The following is a 5,442-nucleotide window of genomic DNA, read 5'->3' as shown; positions in this document are numbered from 1 at the left end:
AAAGACTACTTGGGAAATCAAGATTGCTTCTGATGGTACGGTAACCATTGATGGAAAAACAGTCACTACTTCCGATGATACGATCCAGTTGACCATTGAAAATCCTTTTGTTGAAATTCCTATAGCAGTACGTAAGTATACGATGCAAGGGACGGACAAAGAGATAAATCTTAAAGGAGCAGCATTTTCCCTACAGAAAAAAGAAGCAAATGGTACTTATCAGCCAATTGACAGCCAAACAACGAATGAAAAAGGTCTTGCCAGTTTTGATTCACTCACACCTGGTAAATACCGAGTCGTTGAAACAGCTGGTCCTGCCGGATATGATACTTCGCCGGGAAATTATGAATTCCAAATCGATAAATATGGAAAAATCATTTACACGGGAAAAAATACCGAGATGACAAATAATGTATGGACGCTCACTCATCAAAATCGACTAAAAGCGTTTGATCTAACGGTACACAAAAAAGAAGACAACGGACAGACATTAAAAGGAGCAAAATTCAGACTGCAGGGACCAGAAATGGACTTAGAATTGCCAAAAGATGGACAAGAAACAGATACCTTTCTATTCGAAAATTTAAAACCTGGAACTTATACGCTGACCGAAACTTTTACACCAGAAGGATACCAAGGTCTAAAAGAGCCAGTTACTATAGTTATACACGAAGATGGGTCAATTCAAGTGGATGGACAAGATCATGAATCTGTTCTGTCACCAGGAGCCAAAAACAACCAGATTTCTTTAGACATCACGAATCAGGCAAAAGTACCATTACCTGAAACGGGAGGAATTGGCCGTTTAGGAATCTATCTAGTAGGGATGATTGGTTGTGCGTTTTCTATTTGGTATCTTTTTTTGAAAAAAGAAAGAGGGGGCAGCTAAATATGAAAAAACTTGGTTGGCTTAGTATGTGTCTCTTCTTGTTACTATTTAAACCAGCTTTTACTCAGGCAGCAACAGAAACAGAAACAGAAATAGTTCAGATTACTTTACACAAATTGCTTTTCCCAAACGGGCAACTGCCGAAAAATCATCCAAATGACGGACAAGAAAAAGCGTTATTACAAACGTATCGAGGATTAAATGGTGTCATATTCCAAGTTTATGATGTCACAGATTCTTTTTACCATCTACGGGAAAAGGGCAAAACGGTAGAAGAAGCACAAACAGAGATCGCAAAAAACGGTGCGTCTTCCGGTACGTTTACCGCAGAAGCAACAACTACAACTCTTAACAACGAAGATGGTATCGCTTCTTTTTCTCTGGCCGCTAAAGATCAAGAAAAAAGAGAGAAAGCGTATCTTTTCATTGAATCCAAAGCACCAGAAGTCGTCAAAGAAAAGGCAGAGAATATGGTAGTTGTTCTTCCTGTATATGGACAAAACAATCAAAAACTTTCAACTATCCATTTGTATCCTAAAAATGAAGAAAACGACTACCCTGATCCACCTTTTGAGAAGGTATTAGAAGAGCCTAGAAATGATTTTACGATTGGTGAAAAAATCACTTATTCCTTGCATACGACAATTCCTGTAAATATCCTTGACTATCAAAAGTTCGAATTGTCAGATAGTGCGGATGAAGCATTAACGTTTTTACCTAATAGTTTAACGATTTCATCGAATGGAGAAAAGCTGACAGAAGGCTTTGTCATACACAAGAAACCTCACGGATTTGATGTTTTATTTTCGATCCCTTCGTTGGAAAAATATGCTGGAAAAAAACTGACCATTTCTTATCAGATGCAGCTAAGCAGTACAGCACAGGCGAACAAGGAAATCAACAACAACGGAACACTGGATTTTGGTTTTGGTATCAGTACAAAGAAAGTTTCTGTATATACAGGGAGTAAGCAATTTGTCAAAATCGAGACAAATAAACCAGATAAACGATTAGCTGGCGCAGTATTCCTTATTAAAAACAAAGCAGGAAATTACCTCCAGCAAACAGCCAACGAATACAAGTGGACAAAGAACGAATCAAATGCGCTTCACCTGATTTCCGATAAAAATGGCGCTTTTTCAATTTCCGGGTTGAAAACAGGAAGTTATCGATTAAAAGAGATCGAAGCACCTTCTGGTTATATTTTAAGTGAAACAGAAATTCCGTTTACCATTTCAACTTTTCTTTCTGAGGATAAAGAGGCGGACAGTATATTGAAAGTAGTCAATAAAAAAGAAAATAGCCGTCCATTTCTTCCAAAAACAAACGAAACGAAAAATACACTTTTAGGCGTTGTTGGTATGGTATTCGCAAGCTTTACAATCTGGTTGTTTATCAAAAAAAGAACAGGAGTGAAAAAATGAAAAATCATAAAAAAATAAACGTTATGTTAGGAGTACTTTTTCTTATTTTACCATTAATCACAAGTAGCTTCGGCGCAAAAAGAGTGTTTGCGGAGGATACAGCAGCTCAAGTCATTCTCCATAAAAAGAAAATGACTGATTTACCCGATCCTTTGATTCAAAACAGTGGGAAAGAAATGAGTGAATTCGATCAATACCAAGGATTAGCCGATATTTCATTTTCCGTTTATAACGTCACTCCAGAATTTTATGCGCAACGGGAGAAAGGAGCATCGGTGGATGCAGCAAAACAAGCAGTCCAGTCTTTGACTCCTGGTACACCAGTTGCTTCAGGAACGACAGATGCTGATGGAAATGTCACTTTATCTTTACCTAAAAAACAAAATGGGAAAGATGCAGTCTACACGATCAAAGAAGAACCAAAAGACGGAGTGTCAGCTGCCGCAAACATGGTTTTAGCTTTCCCTGTATATGAGATGATCAAACAAGCAGATGGCTCTTATAAATACGGGACAGAAGAACTAGATACTATCCATCTCTACCCTAAAAATACAGTCGGTAATGATGGAACGTTGAAAGTTACAAAAATCGGTACTGCCGAAAACGAAGCACTAAATGGAGCAGCATTCATTATTTCTAAAGAAGAAGGAACACCAAGCGTCAAAAAATACATCCAAAGTGTCACAGATGGATTGTACACTTGGACAACGGATCAAACGAAAGCCAAACATTTCATTACTGGTCATTCTTATGATATCGGCAACAATGACTTTGCCGAGGCAACGATTGAAAAAGGTCAGTTGATCGTCAATCATTTAGAGGTTGGAAAATATAATTTAGAAGAAGTAAAAGCTCCTGATAATGCAGAAATGATTGATAATCAAACAATCACGCCTTTTGAGATCCTGGCAAATAGCCAAACACCAGTAGAAAAGACCATCAAAAATGATACGTCTAAAGTTGATAAAACAACACCTCAATTGAATGGAAAAGATGTCGCAATCGGTGAAAAAATTCAATATGAGATTTCTGTCAATATCCCATTAGGTATCGCTGATAAAGAAGGAACGCAAAACAAGTACACAACATTCAAACTTATCGATACTCATGACGCTGCTTTAACATTTGATAATGATTCTTCAGGAACGTATGTTTATGCCTTATATGATGGAAATAAAGAAATCGACCCAGTAAATTATTCTGTCACTGAGCAAACAAACGGATTCACGGTTTCAGTTGATCCGAATTATATTCCTTCATTAACTCCTGGCGGTACATTGAAATTCGTTTACTATATGCATTTGAACGAAAAAGCAGATCCAACCAAAGGATTTTCTAACCAAGCAAATGTCGATAACGGGCATACAAATGATCAAACACCACCGTCAGTCGATGTCGTTACTGGGGGCAAACGATTTGTTAAAGTAGATGGTGACGTTACATCAGACCAAACACTTGCTGGAGCAGAATTCGTCGTTCGTGATCAAGATAGTGACACAGCGAAATATTTATCGATCGACCCATCCACAAAAGCCGTCAGCTGGGTATCGGCGAAAGAATCAGCAACGGTTTTTACAACCACAAGTAACGGTTTAATCGATGTGACAGGTCTAAAATATGGCACGTACTATCTGGAAGAAACGAAAGCGCCAGAAAAATATGTTCCATTAACAAACCGTGTAGCATTTACTATCGATGAACAATCTTATGTAACAGCAGGACAGTTGATTTCTCCTGAAAAAATACCAAATAAACACAAAGGTACACTTCCTTCAACAGGCGGTAAGGGAATCTATGTGTATATCGGTGCAGGAGTAGTCCTTCTACTGATTGCTGGACTGTACTTTGCTAGACGCAAGCACAGTCAGATTTAGTCTTTTTGCAAGAATTGGAAAAAGGAGCAGCGGATTACGCAAATGCTCCTTTTTCTTTTATTATCAAACAGTCATCACAAGGAGAACACAAATGAAACCAAAGAAAAGGAAACTTCTAGATCTGCTGATGCTTTTCTTGCTTCTGTCAGGGATAGGCGTCTTGGCTTATCCATTTGTTAGCGACGCGCTGAATAATTATCTGGATCAGCAGATCATCTCTCATTATCAGCAACAAGCGGTCAAAGAAAATGAAGCAGTCATGGCTAAAATCCAAGAAAACATGACAAAGAAAAACCAGCAATTAGCAAAAGAAGGTGGAAATCCAGGTGCAGATCCCTTTACTAAGAAAAAAGAACCTGCGAAAAAGGATAGAACCTATTTTGAGAAACATACGATCGGTATTTTGACGATCCCCAAAATCAATGTCAACTTACCGATTTTTGATCAAACAACGATGAAACTATTGGAAAAAGGAGCTTGTCTGCTCGAGGGAACCTCATACCCTATTGGAGGCAAATCGACACATGCGGTACTTTCTAGCCATAGAGGCTTGTCGCAAGCAAAATTGTTTACAAATTTACCTCAATTAAAAATAAAAGATCACTTTTATATTGAAATTAACGGACAGTATCTTGCGTATCAAGTCGATCAAATCAAAACCGTAGAACCCACAGAAACAGAAGCGCTGCAAATCCAAGAAGATCAAGATCTAGTCACACTGGTTACTTGTACTCCGTATATGATCAACAGTCACCGTTTACTGGTGCGTGGACACAGAATCGTTGTTGAACCAGAAGAAATAAAGGAATCCTTAGAAAAAGTGAAACAGGCAAAGTGTACTGCATTTTTACTTGTAAGCGGTTTGATCGGTGTGCTCTTGTTGCTATTTTTAGTGATCCTAATAAAATTTTTAAAAAAGTAAGTATATAGTTTACGTAAACAGAATATCTTTTGTGTATAGTGGAATCTCACGAATGAAACGGAGTGTAATAAGATGGAGATAGAATTTAGACGAAAGCACGAATTCATCAATTAAGTATTAAATACAGTTACACATGGAATCGCAGCGTTATTAAATTTGCTTTTCTTCTACATTATTTCATAGTCTGGATAGGCTACAATTAACTAGACAGAAAAATTAAGGTGTGTAGACTAGAAGAAAATATACCAGGAGGAATTTTTATGTCTAAGAGAACACGAAGAACTTTTTCACAAGAATTCAAGCAACAAATCGTCAATCTTTACTTAGCTGGAA

4 protein-coding genes are annotated in these 5,442 nt (G+C 37.7%); all 4 read left to right on the top strand.

Features of this window, described 5'->3' with window-relative positions:
- A partial coding sequence (locus tag KFO35_RS13710) for an MSCRAMM family protein (protein ID WP_244653263.1) occupies window positions 1-889 on the top strand: 889 nt, incomplete at its 5' end.
- Window positions 890-891: 2 nt separating this feature from the next.
- Window positions 892-2,313 (top strand): SpaH/EbpB family LPXTG-anchored major pilin, encoded by a 1,422-nt coding sequence (locus KFO35_RS13705; RefSeq protein WP_070872356.1) that lies wholly within the window; start codon window positions 892-894, stop codon window positions 2,311-2,313.
- Entirely contained in the window at window positions 2,310-4,187 is a 1,878-nt protein-coding gene (locus tag KFO35_RS13700) for a SpaH/EbpB family LPXTG-anchored major pilin (protein WP_156272225.1), read from the top strand. The genes KFO35_RS13705 and KFO35_RS13700 overlap by 4 nt, the downstream gene beginning before the upstream one ends.
- A gap of 91 nt (window positions 4,188-4,278) precedes the next feature.
- Window positions 4,279-5,109 carry a class C sortase gene (locus tag KFO35_RS13695; RefSeq protein ID WP_070872353.1) on the top strand — a complete coding sequence of 277 codons (831 nt, stop codon included), beginning with the start codon at window positions 4,279-4,281 and terminating at the stop codon, window positions 5,107-5,109.
- Window positions 5,110-5,442: the final 333 nt, after the last annotated feature.

Origin of the sequence: Enterococcus lactis (genome assembly GCF_015751045.1) — a bacterium.
Classification (GTDB): domain Bacteria; phylum Bacillota; class Bacilli; order Lactobacillales; family Enterococcaceae; genus Enterococcus_B; species Enterococcus_B lactis.
Note: the sequence above shows the minus strand (reverse complement) of the source record. Positions and strands in the feature narration are given on the sequence as shown.